This window comes from Candidatus Galacturonatibacter soehngenii (genome assembly GCF_008830185.1).
GTDB lineage: Bacteria > Bacillota > Clostridia > Lachnospirales > Lachnospiraceae > Lachnotalea > Lachnotalea soehngenii.
This window is the reverse complement of sequence record NZ_WAGX01000005.1, coordinates 1,178,304-1,204,556: the sequence shown is the minus strand read 5'-3', so window position 1 is coordinate 1,204,556 and position 26,253 is coordinate 1,178,304. Positions and strand designations below refer to the sequence as shown.

20 protein-coding genes are annotated in these 26,253 nt (G+C 34.6%); 17 read left to right on the top strand and 3 right to left on the bottom strand.

All coding sequences use genetic code 11. From position 1 onward, the window contains the following. The first annotated feature begins 9 nt into the window (after positions 1–9). The 11 genes from F7O84_RS12965 to F7O84_RS12915 all read left to right on the top strand — a co-directional run bounded on the left by F7O84_RS12965 (position 10) and on the right by F7O84_RS12915 (position 15,746). Complete coding sequence (locus tag F7O84_RS12965; protein ID WP_151145901.1) at positions 10–2,679, top strand: glycoside hydrolase family 2; 2,670 nt, start codon at positions 10–12, stop codon at positions 2,677–2,679. A gap of 10 nt (positions 2,680–2,689) precedes the next feature. After that, complete coding sequence (locus F7O84_RS12960; RefSeq protein WP_192451748.1) at positions 2,690–3,355, top strand: histidine phosphatase family protein; 666 nt, start codon at positions 2,690–2,692, stop codon at positions 3,353–3,355. A gap of 111 nt (positions 3,356–3,466) precedes the next feature. Beyond that, on the top strand, positions 3,467–5,791 hold the full coding sequence (locus F7O84_RS12955; protein ID WP_192451747.1) for an AraC family transcriptional regulator: 2,325 nt from the start codon (positions 3,467–3,469) through the stop codon (positions 5,789–5,791). A 188-nt stretch (positions 5,792–5,979) separates the two neighbouring features. Beyond that, a complete protein-coding gene (locus F7O84_RS12950; RefSeq protein WP_151145892.1) occupies positions 5,980–7,800 on the top strand; it encodes a beta-glucoside-specific PTS transporter subunit IIABC in 1,821 nt (606 codons plus the stop codon). Continuing rightward, a complete protein-coding gene (locus F7O84_RS12945) occupies positions 7,790–9,223 on the top strand; it encodes a glycoside hydrolase family 1 protein (RefSeq protein ID WP_151145889.1) in 1,434 nt (477 codons plus the stop codon). Before F7O84_RS12950 ends, F7O84_RS12945 begins: the two co-directional genes overlap by 11 nt. A gap of 185 nt (positions 9,224–9,408) precedes the next feature. Continuing rightward, on the top strand, positions 9,409–10,884 hold the full coding sequence (locus F7O84_RS12940; RefSeq protein WP_151145886.1) for a sugar ABC transporter ATP-binding protein: 1,476 nt from the start codon (positions 9,409–9,411) through the stop codon (positions 10,882–10,884). Between the two features lie 10 nt (positions 10,885–10,894). Beyond that, the gene (locus tag F7O84_RS12935; RefSeq protein ID WP_151145883.1) at positions 10,895–11,869 is read left to right on the top strand and encodes an ABC transporter permease; all 975 of its coding nucleotides are present in this window, start codon (positions 10,895–10,897) and stop codon (positions 11,867–11,869) included. A gap of 270 nt (positions 11,870–12,139) precedes the next feature. Next, on the top strand, positions 12,140–13,099 hold the full coding sequence (locus F7O84_RS12930; RefSeq protein ID WP_151145880.1) for a flavodoxin family protein: 960 nt from the start codon (positions 12,140–12,142) through the stop codon (positions 13,097–13,099). A 152-nt stretch (positions 13,100–13,251) separates the two neighbouring features. Further along, entirely contained in the window at positions 13,252–14,262 is a 1,011-nt protein-coding gene (locus F7O84_RS12925) for a sugar phosphate isomerase/epimerase family protein (protein WP_151145878.1), read from the top strand. Between the two features lie 15 nt (positions 14,263–14,277). Then, positions 14,278–14,670: a C-glycoside deglycosidase beta subunit domain-containing protein gene (locus F7O84_RS12920; RefSeq protein ID WP_151145875.1), complete on the top strand. Its 393-nt coding sequence runs from the start codon at positions 14,278–14,280 to the stop codon at positions 14,668–14,670. A gap of 17 nt (positions 14,671–14,687) precedes the next feature. Beyond that, complete coding sequence (locus F7O84_RS12915; RefSeq protein WP_151145872.1) at positions 14,688–15,746, top strand: Gfo/Idh/MocA family protein; 1,059 nt, start codon at positions 14,688–14,690, stop codon at positions 15,744–15,746. 66 nt (positions 15,747–15,812) lie between these two features. Here F7O84_RS12915 and F7O84_RS12910 read toward each other — a convergent pair whose 3' ends face one another. Then, positions 15,813–17,351 (bottom strand): PucR family transcriptional regulator, encoded by a 1,539-nt coding sequence (locus F7O84_RS12910; protein ID WP_151145869.1) that lies wholly within the window; start codon positions 17,349–17,351, stop codon positions 15,813–15,815. Positions 17,352–17,541: 190 nt separating this feature from the next. On the opposite strand from F7O84_RS12910, the gene F7O84_RS12905 reads away from it, so the two are divergent. The 6 genes from F7O84_RS12905 (at position 17,542) to F7O84_RS12880 (ending at position 23,557) form a co-directional block, all read left to right on the top strand. Then, positions 17,542–17,781 (top strand): acyl carrier protein, encoded by a 240-nt coding sequence (locus F7O84_RS12905; RefSeq protein ID WP_151145867.1) that lies wholly within the window; start codon positions 17,542–17,544, stop codon positions 17,779–17,781. A gap of 23 nt (positions 17,782–17,804) precedes the next feature. After that, positions 17,805–19,553, top strand: coding sequence for a CocE/NonD family hydrolase (locus tag F7O84_RS12900; protein ID WP_151145864.1), 1,749 nt, complete (start codon positions 17,805–17,807; stop codon positions 19,551–19,553). A gap of 71 nt (positions 19,554–19,624) precedes the next feature. Then, positions 19,625–20,638, top strand: a complete 1,014-nt coding sequence (locus F7O84_RS12895; RefSeq protein ID WP_151145861.1) for a phosphate acyltransferase — start codon at positions 19,625–19,627, stop codon at positions 20,636–20,638. After that, entirely contained in the window at positions 20,625–21,749 is a 1,125-nt protein-coding gene (gene buk, locus F7O84_RS12890; protein WP_151145858.1) for a butyrate kinase, read from the top strand. The genes F7O84_RS12895 and buk overlap by 14 nt, the downstream gene beginning before the upstream one ends. Next, positions 21,736–22,278 (top strand): DUF1097 domain-containing protein, encoded by a 543-nt coding sequence (locus F7O84_RS12885; protein ID WP_151145855.1) that lies wholly within the window; start codon positions 21,736–21,738, stop codon positions 22,276–22,278. Before buk ends, F7O84_RS12885 begins: the two co-directional genes overlap by 14 nt. Before the next feature lies 1 nt (position 22,279). After that, complete coding sequence (locus tag F7O84_RS12880; RefSeq protein ID WP_151145852.1) at positions 22,280–23,557, top strand: L-lactate MFS transporter; 1,278 nt, start codon at positions 22,280–22,282, stop codon at positions 23,555–23,557. Between the two features lie 59 nt (positions 23,558–23,616). Here the strand turns inward: F7O84_RS12880 and F7O84_RS12875 are convergent, their stop codons facing one another. Both F7O84_RS12875 and F7O84_RS12870 read right to left on the bottom strand, forming a co-directional pair. Continuing rightward, positions 23,617–24,531: a LysR family transcriptional regulator gene (locus tag F7O84_RS12875; protein WP_151145850.1), complete on the bottom strand. Its 915-nt coding sequence runs from the start codon at positions 24,529–24,531 to the stop codon at positions 23,617–23,619. 24 nt (positions 24,532–24,555) lie between these two features. Then, a complete protein-coding gene (locus F7O84_RS12870; RefSeq protein ID WP_151145847.1) occupies positions 24,556–26,091 on the bottom strand; it encodes a PucR family transcriptional regulator in 1,536 nt (511 codons plus the stop codon). Positions 26,092–26,253 lie beyond the last annotated feature (162 nt).

Genomic DNA, 26,253 nt, shown 5'->3' with positions numbered 1-26,253 from the left:
GAGTAGCCTATGAATTGGGAAACATTACAGAATCAATATATTAGTAAAACAAATGAATCGATTGCACCGTTTCTTTGGATCAAGGGAGAGAGTCATCAAAGAATAGAAGAAGAGCTCCAAAAAATCAAAGAAAGCAATATCAATGCCGTATGTGTAGAATCAAGACCTCATCCTGACTTTTTGGGTGAAGGTTGGTGGAGGGACATGGATTTTATTATATACAGTGCTAAAAAGTGTAATATGAAAGTTTGGCTTCTGGATGATGCTCATTTTCCGACTGGTTATGCAAATGGCCTGATTGCTCAGAAATATCCAGAAAGAAGAAAGAAATACATAAATTATAATATGGTGGATGTTTGGGGAAAATCAGCTGAGGTCACTTTGAATTTAAGTCATATGCTAAAACCACTTAGAGGGTGGTCCCAAAGGGTTACTTCAGATATCACGTTGCAAGAAAAAAACAACCGATTAGTTTCAGTAGTTGCCTATCCTTTAATCGAAGAGGATAAAGTCGATGAAACAAAAGGTATTGATTTAACCAGTCAATGTAATGAAAATACACTAACCTACTGTTTTCCACAAGGTGATTGGCGTGTGTTTGTAACATATGAATGCATTGCGAATAAAGCAAACGGAGGAAATCCCGATTATATTAACATTATTGATGCTGAATCTGTAAAGACTTTGATAGAAGCAGTATATGAACCTCACTATCAACATTATAAGGAGGAGTTTGGTACAACCTTTATGGGATTTTTCTCTGATGAGCCTGGATATGGTAATACATCAGGATATGAAAAGGATGAACGAATTGGGCATAAGGACATGCCCTTACCATGGTGTAGTGAACTAGAAAAATTACTTGATGAGGAATATGAAAAGGAATGGAAGATGTACTTACCGTTCTTGTGGAGTTCTACTTATCAAAACACAAAAACGGTTCTATTTCGTAAAGTATATATGGAGTTAATTACCAAACTATACGAAAAGAATTTTTCTAGACAGCTTGGAAAATGGTGTGAGGAAAGAAATGTAGAATACATCGGACATGTAATTGAAGATAGTGGAATGCACAGTCGTTTGGGATGCGGATGTGGTCATTATTTTAGGGCCATGGCGGGGCAACATATGGCAGGTATTGATACCATTGGTTGTCAAATCATTATGGGTGGAGCTAATTATAAAAGAAGTAATATTTCAAGGTCAGATGGAGAATTCTTTCATTATTGTCTAGCGAAGTTGGGGGCATCTTCGGCGGCATTAGACCCAATCAAAAAAGGTAGAACCATGTGTGAACTATATGGTGCTTATGGTTGGGAACTTGGTATAAGAGACATGAAATGGATTTTGGATTTTCTATTAATCAATGGTATTAATTTTTTGGTTCCGCATGCCTTTTCTATGAGCGATTATCCTGATGTAGATTGTCCACCTCATTTTTATGGAAGAGGAAACAATCCATTATTCCCGTATTTTGGTAAGCTAATGAATTACGCAAGACAAATGTGTGGACTACTTAGTGAAGGAAAACCAGTCATACAAGTAGGAATTTTATATCATGCTGAAAGTGAATGGATGGGCGAGTATATGTCCATTGAAAAAGTAGCAAAAGTATTAACACAAAACCAAATCGAATTTTTATTTGTTAGTATGGATATGCTGGAACAAGACGCTAGTGCCAGAGAAGATGGATTTATAATCAATCAACTAGAATTTAGCTATTTAATCGTGCCTTATTGCGAATTTGTAACCGACAAATTAATCGATTTTGCTGAAAAAGTAGGTAGAGAAAAAGTAATATTTGTAGAGGATTATCCTTTAAAAGTCTTATCAAATAACACGATTATCGCGCATGAGTTTGATGAAAATTATGTAAAATCCTCCTTATCTAACTTAGCAATTACATTAAGAGATTTGGATGCATATGAGATTAAAATGGATGGTAATTGTTTAGACTTAAAATACTATCATTATAAGAAGAGGGATACGGATATTTTCTTTTTTCATAATGAATCATCACATAAGACTATTTCTAAAAAGGTTTCGATTCGAGGGCAAAAGACTTATTTTGTTTGTGATGTATTGAATCAAAAGACATATTTATTAGATTCTTTCCAGGATGGAGATTTTACTACGTTTATGCTAGATTTACCAGTGTATGGAAGCTTATTACTTATTTCAGGTAGAAAGGATGAGCCAATCGAAACGTATCTACCACAGCAGCAAAGGTATGAAAGCCTAAGTAAAGAACTTGATATAAGTCAAGATTGGAATCTAACTTATGGTAGAGCAATCGAATATCCGCAATTAACGAAAAAAACAAGGATGGACGCACTTGTACCATTTTCTAGAATAGAGCCAGATTTTTCAGGTGTCATTCGTTATGAAAAAGTAATACCTATAAAAGGTTTCAGTAAAGGTTATCTATTTATCGAACATGCTCATGAGGCGGTTAAAATTATTATAAATGATGAATGCATTGCCAATCAGTTAACGCCACCTTTTCTGATACCATTAAAAAATGTAATAGAAAACAAAACAAACAAACTAGTAATTGAGGTTTCAACAACGCTAGAGAGAGAGCAAAGTAAATTCTCGGATTTATTCTTAGCAAAGATGTTTGAGCCACAAAATCCAACGGGCATGTTTGGTAACGTAATTATTAAGTATGAAGAATAGGGGAGCCTGTATGGATAAGAAAAGAATTACAATATATTTTATACGTCATGGAGAAACATATCTAAATAAATATAAAAGAATGCAAGGATGGGCAGATACGCCTCTAACAAAAGAAGGTGAGGTAGTAGCCAAAAAAACGGGAGAAATTCTTTCTGATTTAAGATTTGATGCTGTTTACTCAAGTGATTTAGGAAGAACCATTCAAACAGCCAAAATTATAGTAAAAGAAAATAATTACGCATCACATATCAAAATACAACCTAAAATGGAATTTAGAGAGTCTTTTTTTGGATATTTTGAGGGAGCACTACAAAGTGATGCCTATCAAACGTTTGCCAAAGCTGCTAATAAAAGTATAGACAAAATGTTTGAAGGACTTAGCTTAGAGGAATTCATGAACCTTATTAAGCAAGCAGATCCTTTTCATGAGGCAGAAAATTATGAAGAACTATGGGAGCGACTAGATAGAGGGCTTGCGCATATCATTGGTTCAAATGATAATGCAAAGAATTCTAACATTTTAGTTGTTACACATGGTAATGTCATAAGGAATATCTTTACAAAAATGGACGCAACCATTAGCCCTGCAATTGAAATTCTTAATTCTGGGATATCCACACTTATCTATCAAGATGGAGAGTTTAAGGTAAGTGGATTCAATCAGACAAAAATATAATATCGTATCATTTATCATTGTGGTGGTATCAACGGATACCACCCTATTGTAGTTATGGTATAATAAATAAATTCAATGGGTACTACTTACTTTAGGCGTTGGAGGGAGTTTATGCAAAATTTGAATCAATCCATACTGTATTATGAATTTGCAAGAGAAGAATCACAAGGCTTTCAGATTCACCAAGACATTGAATTAATTTATCTTCTAAAGGGTGAGATGGAGGTTGAAGTTGTGGATAAAACATATCAGCTTCAAGCGGAAGATGTCCTTATGATTAATACAATGAACAAACATCAAATTCGAAGAACCAATCACGCACTTTATGTTAAGCTATACATTAGATATGGCAGTTTATGCCGATTGCTAAATTCTAGAAATTTTTATTTTCTATGCAATTCTGTAGTTGAGATTAATAATAACTACGAAAATCTAAGAAAGCTTATTATTAAATTTTTAAATGAACATTTCATAGAGCAAGATTATAAAGAGGTATACTTAAATAAAATTTATTATGAAATCGTAATCTTTTTATTAAACGAATTTCAGATAAAACGAAATGAATTACAGCTATTAGATAAAGATGCAAGCGAAAAGAGAGTAACAGATATCCTTGAATATATTGAAATTCATTATCAGCAAAACATTACATTAAATGATTTAGCAAAAGAGTTTTATCTAACCCCACAATATTTGGCAAAGTATTTTAGAGAAAAAACTGGGACTACCTTCTTAAAATATTTGAATCAAATTCGATTAAAAGCTGCGATAAAAGATTTGAAAAATACAAATCAGACAATATTAAAAGTAGCATTAGACAATGGGTTTCCAAACGTTGCATCCTTTTCTAGAGTGTTCTATGAAAATTATAAAATAAAACCAATGGTTTATCGTAATCAATATAAAAAAGACACTCTATATTTGGATAGCGATTCAAAAAAGATAGATAAAGAGGTACAAAGTTTATTAAGGGAAAACGAAGGAAATAATGAAGAAGAGCTTGGAAGTAACATAACTTTAATAGAAATTGATGTATGGCAAAAACAAGCATATAAAACTTTTTGGAAAGAAATGATTGATGTTGGAGATGCTGATTTCTTATCGAAAAGCGACGTACAAAGTCAAATTGCAATACTTAAAAATGAATTAGGGTTTGAATATGCAAAAATTGTTCTTGATAATACCATTGATTTTGATAAAAATATAAAATTTGACTACTTCAAAATTGAGAGAGTCTTTGACTTTCTGCTTGAAAAAAATTTCAAACTTCACATTGTAATTAATTACAGAAATATACGTTTTAATGAAGATTTTCATGCATACTTAGATAAACTACTTTCCCATTTTGCCAATCGCTATAGCATTACGAATGTACAAAATTGGAGATTTGAATTATTTTATGATAGTGATTTTGAAGAGGAAAAGGCAATTCTTTATTTTGAGGAATATAAGAAGATATCCGCAATTATCAACAAATATAAAATCCGTAAAAATTTAATGGGGCCAGGTATTTTCCTAAGCTACGAAGGCGATAATTTACAACGTTACTTAGAGAGAATGAAGAAAAGTAAAATTTCATACGATACACTTACCTTATCTGCATATCCATATCGATATGGAAAAGTAGATGAAAAAATAATGCTACACCGCGTATCCAATCATCAATACCTAAATAATCAATATGCTTTAGCAAAAAGTATTATGAAAAGTCAAGGAGTTGATTTTGAAAATATTTATTTTACGGAATGGAAGGAGTCATTAATGCAAAATGATAGGATGAATGACTCTTGTTATAAAGGAGCGGTTGTCGTAAAAAATATACTTAGTTGTTTTGATGAAGCAAATGTATTGTGTTATAGTAATCCACTGGATATTATGATTGATAGTAAAAACAATCATAGTGTAGTAAGTGGCCTATCGGGTATGCTTACGAAGCAAGGAATAAAAAAGCCAGCATTTTATGCATATTACTTTCTAAACAGATTAGGAAAGTATTTATTAAAAAAAGAGGAACATTTTTTAGTAACTGCAACGGATACAAAGAATTATTCCATTGTGTGTCATAATTGCAAAAAATTAAACTACAAATATTATACAAGCCAAGAGAAAGAAATATTATCTACGAGCTACGATGAATTGTTTGAAGATAATAATAAATTAATTCTCCAATTCCAGTTAAATAATGTTGATAATGGAAACTATTACATTAAAGAAAGATCCATTCATCAAAACGCTGGAAGTGTACAAGATACATGGATTCAGATGACGGATACGGAAGAAATCAATATTGGATTAAGTGAAGTAGAATATTTAAAGAGTATGGCAGCTCCTAGTATTCGAGTTCACCATGCACAGGTGACAGATGGTACTCTTTTATTGGAATATCAATTAGAACCAAATGAAATAAAGCATATTCATATTATATACCAATATTAAAGAAGGATGAAAGACGATGTTATAAATTAATGATTAAAAATTAATTTAGAATGTCGTCTTTTTAAAATAGAATAAAAAATCATTAATAATTCACAATGGATTCATTAATTAATAAAGCGAATCCGAGATATGAATTTTTTATAATATGGTGGTAAGCAAAAACTGTTTTGTAGATAAGGAGTAAAATTATGAATTATTCTAAATTAGCAAGTGAAATACTAAAACACATTGGTGGTAAGGAAAACATAAAACAAGTTTCTCATTGCTATACCCGACTACGTTTTTCACTAATGGATGACAAAAAAGTAAAGAATGGAGAAGTAGAAAAAACAAGTGGCGTATTAAGCTCCATGTTTGCATCTGGACAATATCAGGTAGTAATTGGTAATCAGGTTTCACAAGTTTATGAAGAAGTTGTAAAGCAGGCAGGTATAATAGATTCGCAAGCTTCCCTTAAACAGGAAAAAAAGACAATAAAACCAAAACAAATACCTGGTAAAGTATTAGATGTTTTTATCAGTTGTTTTACACCAATTATTCCTGTAATTGCAGGCTGTGGTATGATTAAAGTATTATGTGCTCTTTTACTCAATGCACATATTCTAGAAGCTACATCGTCTACATATGCGCTATTAACTATTTTTGGTGATACTGTATTTTATTTTCTACCAATCTTTGTTGCATATACAGCAGCAAAAAAACTTGAAACAGACCCTTTTTCAGCAATGGTATTAGCGGCTATTTTGCTTCATCCTAATTTTGCCGCACTTGCAATTGATGGTGTAAATACGACTAGCTTTTTAAATATACCAATACAAATCGTTAACTATAGTGCACAGGCATTACCAGTTATTATTACAGTATGGTTGATGAAATACGTGGATAAATTTGCAAACAAATTTAGTCCTAATATCCTTAAAATCTTTTTAAGACCGATGTTAAATGTGTTAATAACTGCGCCAATTATGCTTTCTGTTATTGGACCAATGGGCTCATTTTTAGGTGTTTATTTTGCTAATTTTGTTGATGTTATGAATCAATGGGGTTGGATTGCAGTAGGATTAAATGCAGCAGTTTTCCCACTCTTAGTTTTAACAGGTATGCACAATGCATTAATTCCACTTATCATAACAATGTTTGCAACGCAGGGTTTTGATGCAATATTAATAACAAGTGGTTTGGTTGCAAATATTGCAGAGGGTGGTGCCGCTGGCTTTGTAGCATGGAAAACAAAAAACAAAGAGTTAAAAGGTACCGCGTTATCTGCAACGGTATCTGCTTTGCTTGGTATTACAGAGCCAGCCTTATATGGTGTTAATCTAAGAATGAAGCGCCCTTTTGTAGCAGTGATGTTAGGTTCGTTGGTTTCTGGATGTATAGCAGGTATCCTTGGTGTTACTGCATACGCCTTTGTAAGCCCAAGTGTGTTATCCTTACCAATTTTTGCAGGTGGAGATGGAAATTCATTAATAGGAGCTATTATCATGGTGCCAGTAACCTTTGCAATTACGTTTGCGATTGCTTGGCTTCTTGGATTTAAAGATGTTACAAGTGCAAAAGAAAAGTCTATTGCTTCACCAGCAGAGGGTAGCGTGATTCCACTTTCACAAGTAAACGATCAAGCGTTTGCTTCTGAGACACTAGGAAAAGGGTTTGCAATTATTCCAACAAAGGGTGAAATCTTAGCTCCATTTGATGGCCAAGTGGATACCATATTTGAAACAAAGCATGCAATTGGGTTAAGAAGAGAAGATGGAGTGGAACTATTAATTCATGTAGGACTTGATACAGTAAAGCTTAACGGGCAGTACTTTGAAAGCTTTGTTGAAAATGGTAAGGCTATTAAAAAGGGTGATCCTTTGATTAAATTTGATATCGATAAACTGACCGAATTAGGATATGATGTAACAACTCCTGTTATTGTTACAAATACAAATAAATTTACTAAGATAGAGGTTTTGCATAAAAAAGAAGTGATAATGAATGAGGATATTTTAGATGTGGAATAAAAAAGTATTTGAAAGTGACTTCCTGTGGGGAGCATCGACTGCGGCAAACCAGGTAGAGGGTGCTTGGAATGAAGATGGAAAAGGTATCAGCGTAGCAGATGTATTAGCAAAGGGAGTAAATGGAGCCATGCGTGAGGAAACGCCCCAAATATATCCTGAACGTTATTATCCATCTCATGTTGCCAGTGATTTTTACCATCATTATAAAGAAGACATTCAAATGTTTCATCAGATGGGACTTAAGGCTTATCGTATGTCCATTGCATGGACGAGGATATTTCCAAATGGATATGAGGATAAGCCAAATGTTAAGGGATTAGAATTTTATGATGCAGTGATAGATGAATTAATCAAATATAATATAGAGCCAGTAGTAACCATTTCTCATTATGAACCTCCATTTTCATTTGCTTTAAAAGGTGGTTGGTCCAATCGTGAAATGATTGATCATTACTTACGTTACTGTAAGGTGTTATTTACTAGATACAAAAGCAAAGTAAAATATTGGATTACGTTTAATGAAATAAATTGCTTGCTCGTTCCATTTGGAATTATGACAGCTGGAGGAATTTATAGTTCCATTCATTCCGAAAAAAATACTGAACAAATTCGTTTTCAAGCATTGCACCATCAATTTGTGGCAAGTGCAAAAGCAGTACAATTAGCACATAAGATAGATAAAAGCTATCAGGTAGGTTGTATGATTGCATATATGGCCAATTACCCATTAACGTGTAAGCCAATTGATGTGTGGACTGCAAAACATGAAGACCAGATGAAAAATATGTTTTGCGGTGATGTCATGGTTCGTGGCGAGTATCCAGGATTTGCAATACGTTATATGAAAGAGAATAATATCGATGTAGAGATGCAAAGAGAAGATGAAGAAATCATAAAAAATGGAACAGTAGATTTCTATTCTTGCAGCTACTATATGACCAATTGCATTGCAGCACAAACAGATGTTGAAAAAACAGAGGGCAATTTAATTCAAGGATTAAAAAATCCGTATTTACAAGCAAGTGAATGGGGCTGGCAAATTGATCCTTTGGGGCTTCGTTGGGTACTAAATAAGGTATTTGATCGTTACCAAAAACCAATTATGATTGTAGAAAATGGATTAGGAGCCATAGATGTGGTAGAAGAAGATGGCTCCATTAAGGATGATTATCGTATTGATTATCTAAGCCAGCATATTAAGGAATTAAAAGAGGCTAAAATGGATGGAGTCAATGTGATAGGATACCTTCCATGGAGTGCAATTGATTTAATTGCTTTGTCAACTGGAAGTATGGAAAAGAGATATGGATTTATTCATGTGGATGTCGATAATGAAGGAAAAGGAAGTTTAAAAAGAATGCCTAAGAAATCTTTTTATTGGTATAAGCAGGTAATTAAGTCCAATGGGGAGATATTGGAATAGTCAAGTATAGTTAAAATACTAAGTAAATGGTGGTATCAAGAATGATGCCACCATTTTTGTGTACAAAATGAAAAATCAAAAAATTTTACACTTATTTAAAAGGCAACGACATTGTTATGGCATCTGCATCGCTATATAATCGTATTCATAAGAAAACGTTTTTGCATTTTAATAGGAGGATGGAAATGGAAGACATCGTATTATCATTGAAAAACATTACAAAGCGTTATCCTGGTGTTGTTGCATTAGATGATGTATCAATAGATTTTTCCAGAGGAGAAGTACATGCGCTACTTGGCGAAAATGGTGCAGGCAAATCAACTTTAATTAAAGTAATATCTGGAGCCATAGAAAATGATGAGGGAACGATTCAGATAGACAATGAAACTTATCATAAAATGAATCCAAAGATATCAAGGGGACATGGAATTGAGGTTATTTATCAAGAATACAACTTAATCAATTCCTTAACCGTAGCAGAAAATATTTGTCTTGGCGCAAAGAGTAAAGGATTGGTAAATTATAGGGAGATGGAAAGGATTACAAATGATATTTTTATGCCCTATCATATTAATATTGATCCAAAAGCTTTGGTTCGAGATTTAACGCCAGCCCATCAACAGTTAGTAGAGATTGCCAAGGCAATTTCAAAGGAAGCTAAAATAATTATTATGGATGAGCCAACAGCCCAGTTAACGATGGCAGAAGTGGAGCATTTATATGATATTATACGTACATTAAAGAAAAAGAATGTTACAATTATATTTATATCGCATCGTATGGAAGAATTATTTACCATTACAGATAGAGTAACCATTATGAGAGATGGAACCTATGTAAAGACAGTAAATACATCAGAAACCGATCGTAAATCTTTGATTGCCCTAATGGTAGGAAGAGAACTAACAGAAACATATCCAAAGAGAGACTGTGTAAAAGAAGAAGTTGTTCTTGATGTAAAAAATATCTATGGATTTAAAAATGAGAATGTATCCTTTCAACTTCATAAAGGAGAAATTCTTGGTTTTTCAGGCTTAGTTGGTGCTGGAAGAACAGAGCTTATGAGAGCGATATTTGGAGCTGATAAAAAGTTTGGTGGAGAAGTTTTCATAAATGGTGAAAAAGTAGATATTAAGTCTCCAAAAGATGCAATTTCTAAGGGGATTGGATTGATTCCAGAAGATAGAAAATGGCAAGGCTGCTTTTTGAATATGACCATTGAATGGAATATTGCAATTTCCAATATTAAGGCATTGTCGAAAAAATTTATCGTAAATGATAAAAAAGTAGAAGAGCAGGCCAAACATTATTCGAAACGTTTAAACATTAAGACACCGTCCATATTACAAAAAGTTGGAAATCTTAGTGGCGGCAACCAGCAAAAAGTAGTTTTGGCAAAAGTGTTAGCTGGCAATTCAGGTATTATTATTTTTGATGAACCAACAAGGGGTATTGATGTTGGAGCAAGACACGAAATCTATACCTTAATGTCTGAACTGGTAGAACAAGGAAAGTCTATTATTATGATTAGCTCAGATATGGAAGAGCTAATTGGAATGTCTGACCGAGTGATTGTTTTATGTGAAGGTAAGATTTCAGGAGAACTTAGTAAAGAAGAGTTTACACAAAATCAAATATTAGAATTAGCTTCAATTAACTAGGAGGAAAATTATGAATACAGCAAAGGTTCAAAAAATATTTAAGAAAAATGTATTATTACTTATTTTAATCGGGTTATGCTTGTTGTTTGCAGTTTTATCAGCCAACTTTTTAACGGTATCAAATCTATTAAATATCGTAAAACAAAATGCTTATCTAATCATAGCATCCATTGGTGTTTCGTTGGTTATGATTAGCGGTGGAACCGATTTATCCATTGGGCAATTGATGTCTGTGGTAGCCGTTTGCACGGGTGCATTTTTAAAGTGGATGAACTTGCCACTGCCGTTAGTTATCATCCTTGCACTTTTGATTGGTGCGATACTTGGTGCTTTTAATGGATTTGTCGCAAATTTGTTAAAGATTCACCCTATGATTGTTACGTTAGCAACCATGACTATGTTTCAGGGAATTTCTTTCTTAATATCGGGTTCTAAAGCAATTTATGATTTGGATAGTAGCTTTAAATTCATTGGACAAGGCTATATAGGACCAATACCAGTTCCAGTAATTATTGTAGTAGTGGTAGCACTTATCGTAGATTTTGTGGCAAAAAGAACCTATTTTGGTCGATACATATTTGCATCAGGTGGAAATCCAGAAGCAGCAAGACTTGCAGGTGTAAGCGTTAAAAATATTAAATTGATTGTATTTATTATATGCGGTGCATTAGGTGCTCTTGCAAGTATTGTAATGGTGTCTCGAGCTGGATCAGCCAATTCAACCATGGGACCTGGTACAGAATTTAATGCAATCACAGCCTGCGTACTTGGAGGTATCAGCTTTATTGGTGGAGAAGGAGAAGTAAAAGGGGTAATTATTGGTACGCTAATCTTAGGTGTCTTATCCAATGGTATGCAGTTAATTGGACTTGGAATATACGTTCAGTACGTTGTAAAAGGAATTATCCTTCTACTAGCAATTGGTTACGATACGTATCAAAAACAAGCTAAGGTAAAAAAGGTTGTTTCAACAAAGGTAAAATAATTAGTTAGCCATGATTTGAGTAGAGAAAAGCAAAAAAAAACTCTTAATTTTTGCCTAAATGATAGATTAGGAAGAAGGAATATTGTAATAGTGTAAAAATGTGCTATTAATAAGTTAAAAATAAAAATGATGAAATATGAAAAAAGATTATAATAGTTACATGTAAGTAAATAGAGTAAACAACAGTCAAGATAATATGATGAAATCATAAAATCGAGGGGCGAAGGTATTGATATCTTTCGCTTCTTTTTTTTCAGAAAAGGAGAAGAAATGAGTAAAAAAGTATTAGGTATTTCATTTGGAAGAAAAATGGGTAACACAGACGTAATGATTAAGACCGCCTTGATGGAATGTGAAAAGGCTGGAAATGAAGTTGAGTTTATACGCGCAGATGATTTGGATATTAAAGCATGTACGGGTTGTATTGCTTGTGTAGTGGGCATGACAACGGGAAGAGGAAAGGGTGATTGCCATTTAAAAGATGATTTTCATATCATTGATGAGGCATTAATGGAATGTGATGCAGTGATTGTAGGTTCACCAACCTATGTACTTTCCCCAACAGGTAGATTTAAAACGGTATGTGATCGCATTGGACCTTCTCATGATATTACATTTCGAAAAGCAACCTATGAAGAAGGGATAAAAGCAGGGAAAGCCATTACGCAGTTGCCAGATGAAAGAAGCTTTAAACCACGTGTTGGAGCTTTATTATCTGTAGGAGGAGCCATGACTAAGAATTGGCTATCCTTTATGCTACCTACCATGTATGAATTTACCATGTCAATGGGAATCGATGTAGTTGATATGCATGAATATTATGGTGCTATGGCACATGAACATGTACTTGGAAATGAAGAAGAAATGCTTCGTGCCAAATTAATGGGACAAAACATTGCGGCTGCACTAGCAGCAGAAACAAATGAGGAGCGCACCAAATGGCGTGGAGAAGAAGAGGGAGTGTGTCCTGTCTGTCATTGTGACATGCTAACGGTATCTAAAGATAGAACCCACGTGGAATGCCCTGTGTGTGGAATACTTGGAGAAATAGATGTAGTAGATGGAAAAATAAAAGCAACCTTTACTGAAGAAGAAAAAAAACGTTCTAGATTAAATTGGGATGGAAAACTAGAGCACTCCACTGAAATAAAAACAAGAGCAGTAGGCCCTGGTCAAATACCAAATTTAAAAGAATTAAAAGAACCATACCAAAATTACTTGAATAAATAGTAATGTATGATTTTTGCTTTGACTAAAATACAAGAATGTAAAACAGCTATTTCATTAAAAAAAGTTCTAAGATGGGTTAAAAATAAAAGCGAGAAAACAACAGGAAATTGATAGAATGACTCTATCAGATGTTTGTGAAAGGAGCTAGTAATATGAGTAAAATTAAAAGAGCAGTAAGTATGTATAGCTTACAAGATCAATATGCAAGAGGAAAAATGAGTCTGGAAGATATTTTTAAATATCTAAATGATTTAGGAGCGGGACTTGAATTTATTAGTGATCAGATGATGAAGGGTACACCAGAACCATCAGAAGAAACTTTAAAAGAGTGGGATTTATTGGTTGAAAAATACAAACCAGTTTTGGTATGTAATGATGTGTTTATTAACACCTGCTTGTATAAAAACAGAGAATTAACAGACAAGGAAGCACTTGACTTGTTAATCAAAGAAATTAAGCTGGCACATAGATTAGGATTTAAGATGATTCGTCTTGTATCCAATACAAGAGCTTCTATCATTGAACCAGCACTTCCCTATGCAATTGAAAATGACGTAGTTATGACACTTGAGATTCATGCAGGTATGAGTTTTGACCAGCCATTAACACAGGCATTTATTGAAGCAATGAAAAAGTTAAATTCTCCTTATGTAGGTCTAACAGTAGACACAGGTATTTTTTGTAGAAGACATCCTAGAGTATCGTCAGCGTTTTTTAGAGAATTGGGAGTAAAACAAGAGATTATTGATTATGTAGATAATATTTTTGCCTCTGGAGTAGATCCAAAACATTACTTTATGGAAGCAAGAAAACAAGGAAAACACTTCCCAGATGATTTACAGGCTATGATTGAAACACAAGATGAGTTTGAATATGCATTGTTTTGTGATGGTTATGAAATGAGTGAGTTTTCAATACTGGATGAATATCTACCATATATTAAACATTTTCATGGAAAAATCTATGAAATGACAAAAGAAGGTGTTGAATACTCCATACCATTTGATGAACTAATAAAATATCTAGATAAAGTTGGTTATGAAGGTTATATTGCAACGGAATATGAAGGGAACCGATTTGCACTTGCAAATGAAGTCATTCGTGATAAAGAAAACGTAACTGCACATCAAAATATGCTTAAAAAATATATTGAGGCACTGTAGGAAGGAGGAGCTAACATGTTTGATAATTATGTATTTACAGAAGGTTCTTGTAAAAATGTGCAAGAAGGCGACAAAATAGTAGGGTTTGAATTAGAAACACTTATTACCTATTACAGGGGCATTCCTTGTTCTATGGTTCATGATATTAAAGTAAAAGTAGACAACCAAGAAATTGAAAGAGAGGCTATTCGTTTTAGTCCAGATGGTGAAACGTATTTTACGTTGGAGGAATTAGAAACGGTAACCACATATAAATGGGAATACGGTGTGCAAGGGCATGTCAGAGTTCTAAAAGAGGGTGGACTTTCAAAAGGCGAGCATGAAGTATCTCTTACTACTATGATTCGCGTTGCATACATTCCTGTTCCGTTTGGTGGAACAAAGGTTAGAAAGGTTCATATATCATAGAGAATAGGAGGAATAAAATGCAAATACAATTTGGAGTTTTAGGATATGGTTTTATGGGGCATATTCATACGGATATGATAAAAGGTTTAGAAGGCGCAAAAGTAGTTGCAATTTGTGACAATGACCCTACTAAGCTTGCAGATGCACCAAAAGACATTGTGAAGTACACGGATATGGATGATTTATTTGCAGATGAAAATGTAAACACGGTATTGGTATCCATCTCCAATCATGTACATAAAGAAGCAGTCATCAAGGCAGCACGTGCAGGTAAACATATTCTTTGCGAAAAACCAGCCGCTATGTCAGTAAAAGAATTTGACGAAATGATAGAGGTAGTAAAAGAATGCGGTGTTAACTTTAGTGTTCATCAACAAAGAAGATGGGATAAGGACTTTCGAATATCAAAAGAAGTATACGATAAACAAATGGTAGGAGATGTATTTACCATTCAGTCAAAACTATATGGATTTAATGGTAATATGCATGATTGGCATATATATCCAGAGTTTGGCGGAGGTATGCTTTATGATTGGGGAGTTCATCTAATAGACCAGATGCTTTGGATGGTTAAAGGAAAGATTAAGACAGTTTATGCTGATTTACGCAATGTAATTAACGAGAATGTAGATGATTATTTTAAAATCATATTAAAATTCGAGCATAACATCACTGCTGAAATCGAATTAGGAACATATTTTCTTACCAATAAAGAAAAGTGGTTTGAAAAACACTGGTTTATTGGTGGCAACAAGGGTAGTATGTATGTGGATGGTTTTGAGCCAGTGGGACAGATTGTAAGAACCTCACAATTACTAGAAAATGTTCCTGGTAAAACAACTATGACTGCAGCAGGCCCAACAAGATCCTTTGGTCCACCTCCAGAAGGAAGAATTATTGTGGAAGAGTTACCAGATGTGAATGTGCAACACAGTATGTATTTTGATAACTTTATAAAAGCAATGAATGGTAAAGAGGATTTCATTGTTACAATTGAAGAAGTAAGAAGAGTCCTAAGGCTTATGGAAGCAGTAAGAGAATCTGCTAAAACGGGAAGAAGTGTGGACTTTGAATAAAAGATAGCGGCAATTAGTTCGTTTACCACGCGGAAAGAAAGTAGTTACTTTCATTCCGCGTGGTTTTTAAATCAAATTCAAATATTCCATAATTCGATAAGAAAGATTAAAGGACATAAATTCTTCACCAGTATCTATTTTACAGTCCATAATATTCCTAATTTTGTCCATGCGATACAACAATGTGTTTTTATGTATATGAAGGCGCTTGGCAATTTGGGATGGCTGTCCAGGGGATTCTAGATATTCGTGTAACGTATGTAAGAAGTCTGTGTTATGAAGCTTATCATATTGAAGAAGCTTCATCATTCCAGGATGAAGAAAGAATCGGATTTCTTCTTCTCTTTCGCACATTTCAAAAATATGATATAAATAATAGTCAGAATAAAAGTGTATCGTAATGTTACGATTCATTTTTTTACTAAGCTCAATGGATTTAAGAGCCTGTTTATAAAAACGTTTGGCATCTCTTAAATCCTCAAAAAAATTACTCATTCCAGCAATTAATTTATTGGTCTCTAAGAACTCAGACAGCCGCTTAAACTCGTAGTCTGTAATCCCGTCTTTTCGATTTCGACTGATTAAAAACACAATACAATTTTCATAGATAACATAGATACTATTTGGCAGGATGAAACGTAACTGTTCTACGATGATATCCAATTTGGTAGTCGTATCTCTATAACTATGAGGTGGAATTACAAGAATATATTGATCTTGCTTCAAATCATAGCCAATCGTTTCAAGACGTTTGCAGACCGTTGAGTAATTACTAATTGGGTTGTCTAAAAGATCTGCTAAAAAATAGGAGTACATAAATCCTTTATTATCTGTAATAAAACTATTCTTTTGTAATTCCATAGAGATAATTCGACTGGTTCGATGCAAAAGTATACTGTCAAATTCTCCAAAAGGTCTGTCTTGTTCGTACAGCATCACATGTCCTACTTCGATTTGATTAATTGTGATGGCGTCAACAAGCATACCTTTGTTATGCAAAGGATTAATAAAGTAAATGGGAGCATTTTGTTCTCGAATCTTTTCATCAATTTTGTTTTTCTTTAGGTATTCAATCCCTTCTTTATTGATATAACCAATCTTATTTTCTTCCGAGGCAAAAGAAGTATCTGCAATGATACCAGAAGACATAGCAATATATTTATGCCTTGTATCCACTACATAGACAGGGTTACCAAATACTTCATACGCAACGTCTACTAGATATTGAAGACCTCGTTCCGTAAAGAATGCGTTAATTAGAATGTGAAGGGCTGCATTGATTTTTTGTATGTCTTGTAATTTATCTGAAATGTCATTAAACATCTTGACACAGTCAAATTCGTTTTTTGTATAGAGGATTCTAAGCTTTGAGCCTTGGTATAAACTCCAATCCACCTCTTGCCCATAGCAAAGTATCGTGGAATCTAAGGCAGAGTTTGGAGCAGGTAGAAATTGGGTGGAACCTAAATAAATGATATGTTTATGAAATCTATTTTGCTCTTTCGTCAGTAACTTAACCATACGAACATCAATGGTTGCATCTTGATTTCCATAGGTTTGTATGTTGCCTGTCTTTAAATATTCTTTTACTGCAAATAGTTCCATGGTTTTTTTACTCCATTCTATAATTTTGAACGTTAAGTAGTATAAAGTTATTGTGCGTTCGCACAAACATTGGGTGTTAAACAAAGGCTACTTTGTGGGTAAACCCAATGAATTTAATAACTATATTATATATACTAATCATACAAAGTACAAGAAAAAATAGTAAGCCAAAAGGCGGATAGGAGTAATCATGGAATTAAGAGAAGAAGCAATAGAAATGATTAAGGAAAGATTAACTGTGATTTTAGGAGCAGGAGAATACAAAGAAGAAACTACATTTGAAGAACTAAAAATGAAATCGGTAAATTATTCTCAGCTTACAACTGCGCTAGAGGATGAATTTGATGTGGAGATTCCGTTTATGGATTTTAAAAGAAAAGTGACCATAGCAGCAGCGGCTGATTATATCGTAGAGCTTGTAGAGGGCTAAATAAAAAAGAAGGAGAAAGGCAAATGAAACAACCAGAGTTATTTACGAAAAAAGAAGTGTTTCAAAATGAAGAAATTGAAACACTTTATCGCCAAGCCAGAGTTCCAGTAGATCCAGAGGAAGGGCTTGATTTATCAAAGCTTGAAGGAATTGCAGCAACCGCTCATGGATTTTGTGCCAAGTTTAACCAGCGAACTTATGTCAATGAAGATGGTATTTTATGTGAACAAGATGTTCCTGTTGTCTTAAGAGATGGAACAAAAATCTATGTAGATATTTATCGTCCAGAAAAAGAAACAAATATTCCTTGTATCGTATCTTGGAGCTATTATGGAAAGCGTCCAGGAGATGGTATGAGTGAGTGGCAGGTAATGGGAGTACCACCAGGAACCATTTCCACCATGTCTAAATTCGAATCGCCAGATCCAGGCTATTGGTGTCGTCATGGATATGCAATTGCCAATGTAGACCCAAGAGGAACAGGGCATTCCGAAGGTGATATTAATATGTTTGGTACACAGGATGCAAAAGATGGATATGATTTCATTGAATGGGTAGCAACCCAGCACTGGTGCAACGGAAGAGTGGGTATGGGAGGTAATTCTTGTGTTGCAATGACACAATTTCGTATTGCCGCACAGCAGCCTCCTCACTTAGCTTGTATTGCACCATGGGAAGCAACGACAGATATCTATCGTGAATCAATATATGAAGGAGGTATTCCAGCCTTAACCTTCAATGAATTTATTGTAGCTTCTTTGACTGGACCAAATAAAATTGACGATCAGGTTGCAATGGGGAGAAAATACCCTTTGATGAATGCATACTGGGAAGATAAAATACCAGACTTTAAAAAGATTAAAGTGCCAACCTATGCATGTGCTTCTTATAGCCACTTTCATTTAAGAGGTTCTTTTAATGCATTTCGAAAAATTCGTTCTACTAGAAAATGGATGAGAGCGCATAGAGAACAGGAATGGCCAGATATGTATAACCCAAATAACATCGAGGATTTGAAACGATTTTTTGACCGTTATCTTAGAAATATCAATAATGGCTGGGAAATGACTCCAAGGTATCGCATTGAAGTAATGGATGCATTTGATTGTGATTACCAGACAAACCGTCCTGAAAAAGAATTTCCTTTAGCTAGGACACAGTACAAAAAGCTTTATCTGGATGCAAAAAATAAGACCATGCAATATACACCAGTCAAAGACCATTCAAAGGTGAGCTATGATGCCAACGAAGGGGAAGTAACTTTTGATATGCAATTTGATGAAGATACAGAAATCACAGGTTATATGAAGCTTTGTTTGTATGTAGAAGCAGATGGACATGATGATATGGATTTATTTGTAAACATACAAAAAACAGATGAAAATGGAAACTGGTTGCCAACATACATATTAGGGGAACCTCATCCTGGTACATGGGGAAAAATGAGAGTTTCTCACAGGGAGTTAGATGAAAAGCTATCAACAGATTTTGAGCCTGTTCAATCACACAAAAAGGAAGAAAAACTAAGTAAGGGTGAAATTGTACCAGTACAAATAGCAATTGTACCTTCCAGTAAAATTTGGCACAAAGGACAAAAAATAAGAATACAGATTGCGGGAAGATATATTCGTGAGGGATGGTTTGAACCATTATCATGGGAGACAGACAACAAAGGAAATCATATCATCCACACAGGAGGAGAATATGAATCCTTCCTCCAAATACCAGTAATTCCACCAAAGTATCAGGCTGGAGATTATATATACCGTTAAACACAGACAAAAAGTGGAAGGGCTGTTGCAAAAGCAATGGCCCTTTTTAAAAAAGGAAAGTAGGTTGCATCATGAATATTATGGATTACATTTATGAAAAAGCAAGAAGTAGACAAGTAACGGTTGCTTTTTCTGAAATAGAAGAAGAAAAAATATTGCTAGCTGCTAAAGAAGCAATGGAAAAGGGAATTTGTAAACCGTTGCTTGTTGGTGCTAAGAGTACTATTTTGGAAAGTGCAAGTAAATACAATATTGATATTTCAGGGCTTTTGATATGGAACTGTGAAGAGGAGGATAAAGTAGAGGAATTAATTAAAGAGTATGTACTTAAAAATCCAATTTACAGTGAAAAGTCTATGAAAAGAAAGGCAAAAGATTCTTTATATGTTGCTCTTATGTTAGAAGCAATTGATCAAGTAGACGCTACGTTTGCAGGGCTGTCACATACAACAGGTGATGTTATTATGGCGGGACAAATGGTGGTTGGATTACAAGAAGGCGTAACTACGGTATCGAGTGTTGGTATTGCGAATATTCCAGGTTATAAAGGCAGTGAGGGAGAACTGTTAGTCATTGGTGATAGTGCAGTTTGTGCCAATCCATCGGCACAAGACTTAGCAGGGATTGCCATATCTGCTTGTGATACGACAAGTACTTTGTTAGGATGGGAGCCTCGTTGTGCTTTGGTATCTTTTTCAACGACTGGAAGTGCAGAGCATGAACTAATTGACAAGGTAAGAAATGCAAAAGAAATCGCCAATCAGTTAAGACCTGACCTAAAGATTGATGGAGAATTCCAGCTAGATGCAGCGATTTGCCCTATGGTAGCAGCTAAAAAGGTAACAAGAGAAAGTGGTGTGGCAGGAAAGGCAAATATCATCATCTGGCCAGATTTGAATGTGGGAAATATTGGAGTAAAGCTATTACAGCAGTTTGCACATGCCGATGCTTATGGGCCTGTTTTGCAAGGATTTAAAAAAGTGGTTTGCGATTGCTCTCGTAGTGCACCAGTATCCGAATTAGTGGGAAATATTGCAATATCTGCTGTTCGTGCACAAGGAGGTAAATCAAATGAAGGTATATAAAGTTTTTGCAATCAATCCTGGATCAACTTCAACCAAGATTTCATTATTTGAAAATGAAAATGTAGTTTATACCGCCAACGTCTCTCATGATGCAAGTCGTCTGGCACAGTTTCAAACGATTTCTGAGCAACTGCCATACCGAAAAGACACTATCTTAAACCTATTAAAGGAAAATAGCATCCGCTTAGAGGGTGTGGATGCTTTTGTCGGCAGAGGAGGCGGATTGCTGCCTTTAGAGGGCGGAACCTATGAAGTAGATGAATTACTGTTAGAGCATGCGAAGATAGGAGCAAATAATGTTGCACATCCAGCGCAGTTGGGTAGCCAGCTTGCACATGAATTTAAGAAAGAATACGGTGGAAAATGCTTCGTAGTAAATCCACCAGACGTTGACGAGTATGAAGAAATTGCAAGAGTAACAGGAATCAAAGAAATCACCAGAGCGAGCCATCTTCACTCTTTAAATCAAAAAGAGACGGCAATTCGCCATGCTAAGAGCATAGGAAAGACATATGAAGAATGTAACTTTATCATATGTCATATTGGAGGCGGTATTTCTGTTGCAGCACACAAAAAGGGAAGAATGATTGATGGGATTGACATCGTGGAAGGAGAAGGACCAATGGCGCCTACCAGAGCAGGGGCTATTCCTGCGGCTCCTTTGATACGTCTATGCTATTCAGGTAAATATTCGGAAAAAGAAATGCTTGCAAAATGCACAAAAAATGGGGGACTTGTTGATCATTTAGGTACTTCGGATGCATTAGAGATTAGCAAAAGAGCCAAGGCAGGAGAGCCTTATGCAAAATTGATATGGGAAGCTATGATATACCAGATTATAAAAACAATTGGTTCCATGGCATGCGTACTGCAAGGCAAAGTAGATGGTATCTTACTTGGAGGTGGCATGGTTTATAATAAAGCCTTGGTAGAGATGATTACAAAAGGCTGTGAATTTATTGCTGCTATTACAGCATATCCTGGTGAATTTGAGATGGAGGCAATGGTAAGTGGTGCAATACGAGTCATGGAGGGAATGGAGAAGGCAAAGAAATATACTGGAATTCCTGTGTTTCAAGGATTTTTAGGAGGAAATTATGAGTCTAAATAAGGAAAAATGGATTAATGTGCTATCACTGGCATTTGGAATTGCGCTTCTTCCACCAATTTGGGCGGTAGTATCACCGTATATGGGAATTACCACAGGTGCAGTTGCCTTAATTTGCGCAGGTGTGTATGTTGCAAACGGCAATAAAGTAAGAGATGGACTTTCTATTTCCATTGGATTTTTATTAGGTGATCTATGGGCTGTTATCGCATTATTTTTGATGGATTGTATCAATCTGAATCCAGACGTTGAATTATTTATTACATTATTTATCCTTGGAGGATTGGCTGTAATCCTTGCAAGTCTTGTACCAAAGTATATTTTTCTTCCAGCATGGCTTTGTGGATGGGCAATCGGACTAACCATTATGGCTCCCATTGGAATACAAACGATTGGTAGTCTTCCCTTTGAAATAGCAGGAGCAATGATAGTTGGGGTGTGGTATGTTGGAGCAGGAGTTGACAAATTTCAAAAAGTGGTAGCCAGTCAACTTTTAGAAATAGATAACGATAAAAAGAGAAAGAGGACATGAAATGCCACGAGAAAAAAATCTAAACATAACAAGATGGTTGGTATTGTGCTTTAGCTGTTTGATTAATCTATGCATTGGCTCTTTATATGCATGGAGTGTATTTGCTAATCCAATGGCAGAATACTTAAATCAAACAAATGGTCAAGCCTTAACAAGTGCAAGTATGGCAATTGTATTTACAGTAGCAAACGCGGTAGGGCCAATAACCATGATTTCAGGTGGTTGGCTAAATGAGCGTTTAGGTACAAAAGTAGTAGTGCTAATCGGTGGATTGTTGTTTGGAGGAGGAATGATATTATCAGCCTTTGCAAATAGTGTCACTTACTTGGTATTTAGCTATGGAATTTTAGACGGACTTGGAATGGGAATGGTGTATGGCTGTACCATTACAAACTCAGTCAAGTTCTTTCCTGATAAGCGAGGTCTAATAGGTGGATTGACAACGGCTACCTATGGACTTAGTTCGGTGATGGTACCCCCAATAGCGAATCAGTTAATTGAATCACAGGGGGTTACGAATGCATTTTTTATTCTTGGAATTGTATTTTTGGTTCTTATCAGTATAGGCTCATTTTTTATTGAGAAATGCCCAGAAAATTATATACCTCATGATATGCAGATTAATGATAAGAAGGAAATACAAAAACAAATGGATAAGGACTGGAAAGAGATGTTAAAAAGTCCAGTTTTTTATTGCATGATTCTAATGCTGGTATGTGGTGCATTTGGGGGATTGATGTGTATTTCTCAGGTTTCCCCAATTGCACAAAACATGATTGGCTTGTCAGCATCTGCCGCAACCACCGCCATTTCGATATTAGCGTTATTTAATGCAGGAGGTCGTGTAGGGGCTGGATATCTTTCGGATAAAATCGGTCGCATTAATACGCTTACGTTATCATTTGTCTTATCCTTTTTTGGTTTTATTTGCTTGTTATTAGCGGGAGAAGGAAACATTGTTTTATTTTATGTTGCAATCGCAATCATTGGTATTTGTTTTGGTTCCTTTATGGGAATATTTCCAGGATTTACAGCCGATCAATTTGGAGCAAAATATAACAGTGTAAATTATGGCTACATGTTTATTGGCTTTGCATTGGCGGGAATCTTTGGTCCAATGACTATGGGCAAATTATACGTGATGAATCAAAGTTACAAACAATCTTTTTTAGCAGCAGGAGCGTTATCCATAGCAGGTTTACTAATTAGCGTATTGTATCGCAATATGGTAAAAAAAGACACCGCACAACATCGTTATCAAAGAATAAAGAATACATAATAATAGCATTATAAAAGTTAAAAAAATAGAGTGTGGGTATGACTCACACTCTATGATACTTAAATACAAAATCCATCCTCCACTATTTCTAGCATATCTTTCATTTCATTTAAAAATAACTCTAATTCTGCATGTTCCACAGAAGATTTCCATAATACATAAATATTTGAATCATTTGGCTGGTGTTCTAAATTATAGGTTTTTATTTTATCATCTTTTATTTTATTGTCACAAATAGTGATACCGATACCGTTTTTTACTCCCAAAAGAAGAGAATTTAAATTCGAAACATACTTCACAATGTTTGCCTCAAAACCATAGCTTCTACAATAATCTTTTATCTTATTCACTCCAGTTAAAGACTCCTTTGGAGAAATCGTGATTAGGGGTTGGTCCTTTAAATCTTCGATTGCAAGATGTTTTTTATTGCTTAGCGGATTCGAAACGGATATTGCAATACAAAGTTCTACCTTTTGAAAGGGGAGTCGATTTACATCTTTATAATGTTCCATTTCAAATTCTGGCACGAACACGACATCCAAATCATTGTTATTAAAACGTTCTCTTAATGTACGAAATCCGTAGCTTCCTAAATCGATATCAATATTAGGATAGTTATTTTGATAGTTATAGATAAGCTGTGATAACGTTTCGTCGAGTGAAAACGTATCGGTACAGCCAATGGATAATTTCCCTACCGTTTTTCGTTTTAATAGCTTCGCATTATAGATAGAGGATCTCATCATATTTTCAAGCGTAGACCAATCTCGATACAACGACTCGCCCTCTAAAGTCAGTTCGACATTTCTTTTGTTTCGCTTTAATAAAGGAAACCCAAGCTCGTTTTCTAACACAATAATTTGCTTACTTAAAGCTGGCTGTGATATGTATAATGTTTTGGAAGCGGCAGTAAAATTCAATGTTTTTGCAATTGCAAGAAAATAATGTATTTGTTGAAATGTAATTCGATACATATAATCTCCTTTCTAAGAGAGTTATTATTCATTGGTATTCTTAAGGTAAGAAAGCAAGTAAAACGAAAACTCATATGCAAACAATATGGTTTCATTTTCTAAATCAAACCCTGTTAAGTCTTTGATTTTTCCTATTCGATAGAAAAAAGTACTTTTGTGTATATGTAAATAATTGGAGGCACTCAAAGCATTTCGGCTATTCAAAAAGTACGCTTGTAAAGTAGTAATATATTCCGTGTGGTTTTCTTGGTCGTATTTTTGTAAAAAATAAATATCAGGGTGAACGATACTCTTTAGATTCATTGTGTTTTGCACACCTTCAAATAGGTGAAACATATAATTATCTTCATAGTTGCGAAACAAAGATATTGTGTTACAACAATCCTTTTTTAGTAAAAAGCATACCTGTTTGTAATAAACATGGGTATCCAAAAGATTTTCATAACGAAAACTAAGGGCAATATTCATTTGATTTAGTTGTAGAAAATGAGAGAGCTTTTGTGTATTAACTTTCTCGTATGGATTCCTATACTTACTTGACAGTAATAATATAAGGTTACCTTTATAAAAAAACACCATACTATTTCTAAAAATACCAAGTAGCTGATCAATGTAGTAATTAGGATTCATATAGCTGGCACTAAGACTGTCAAATGAAAATCCAATCACCCAAAAATATTGGTAGAGGGTATGTCCAAGTTGAGCCAGACGCTTTGTTGCAAAATCAAGGTTTGTAATATTTTGTTCCATCAAATCAGTCAAAAAATATTCGTATTTTAGCCCTGATTTTTCAGTGTAAAAGTCATCTTTTTGCATCTCAATGGAAATCATTTTTGATAATTCTGTCAAAAAGGTGGAATCCTCCTTTCGAAAAGGACGGATGGCGCAGCTAAGACAAAGATATCCAACAGCTGCGTGCTTAATATGGATACTGCAAAATAAATATTCCATATTCTTTGAATCCTCAAAGGTAGCATAGATTGGCGCGGAGGAAGCAAAAATGTGATCCAATATTTTTTGCTCTTTCATATTTTGAATAAAGTTGTTTTCTAAATAAAATTTGTTGTTATACACGTCAAATTTATCATCTTGAAATTGCTTAGGACTAGAGGCAAGCACGAAAAAACTTGTCGTGCAAAGAGTAATTGGATTGTTAAGAAAGGTTCTAGCGGTATCCAAAAGGCTTTGTAATCCATAACCAGCTTGTAGGACATGAAGCATTTCATCTTTTTTTAAATTAGCTTTATGACTTTGAAACAATTCCTCTTGAATACAATTACAGACAGCAAAAGGATTGAGATCTTGATAAATATAAAGCCCATTTTCAGCTTGGCTATCCATACAACTGTTTAAAAGTAAAATGCATCCATTTTGTTTTGTGGAATGAAATTCTTGATAATTTCCAATGTAGAGTGTTTCAGGCTGAAAATGAATCGAATTTTCATCTTCTGCTACAAGAAACTGGACATTTTCAATACGAAGATGGCGCGTGCTGTTTCCGTGTACCTGTATATGAAAGGTTGTTTCAAGCCTTTGAATAATGTGTTCGAGATATGCCATAAGGTCTCCTTATTATCGATGCTACAAATGTAGGAAAAAACATGATAAATATCACAAAAGATACGATGATTAACGGATGCTTTCCTACAATACGAATGTTATTATTTTAACAATACAGAAAAAAAGCTATATTTGGGTTTTTATGAAAGAATTATTTGTGCA